Origin of the sequence: Gimesia chilikensis (assembly GCF_008329715.1) — a bacterium.
Taxonomy (GTDB): Bacteria; Planctomycetota; Planctomycetia; order Planctomycetales; family Planctomycetaceae; genus Gimesia; species Gimesia chilikensis.
In genome coordinates, this window is sequence record NZ_VTSR01000038.1 from 1 (window position 1) to 534 (window position 534).

At 59.7% G+C, this 534-nt stretch carries 1 pseudogene; it reads left to right on the forward strand.

The window, feature by feature from the left end:
- Nucleotides 1-534: pseudogene (locus FYZ48_RS29440) on the forward strand (hypothetical protein); the annotation flags it as partial.

Consider the following 534-nt stretch of genomic DNA (forward strand, 5'->3'; position numbering starts at 1 on the left):
GACGACTTCAACCTGCAGAACAGCACACCAAGCCTCGTCAACACCGTACTCAACGGGCAGGCCGGTAATGATGAATTCTTCTTCGACAGCAACTATGTGCTGCGGGGCTTCATCAACGGGGGTGGGGACGTCGATACCATCGACTACACCACTTACGCGAACGCCGTACACGTGCAGCTGGCCGGCCTGGGCAGCCTGGACGGATTCCAGGGTTACGAACTCAACGGCAGCATCCTGGGTACTGGTGGTGGCGGAACCGGCTTTGATAACATCAATGACCTGGTCGGCTCAGCCAACAGCGACACGCTGGAAGGCCCGAACCTGAATAACTACTGGGGCATCACGGCCAACGATGAAGGCTTCATTATCGCCGAACGCAACAACCTGGCTATCGGCCGACCGACGATCGTCGGCGATGCGATTGCGACTCCGCCCGAAGAGCGCCTGGACTTCACTGACTTCCAGAACCTGATCGGGGGAACGCAGGACGACCGCTTCGACCTGAGCGACGGGGCCGGTCTGACCGGTACCCTG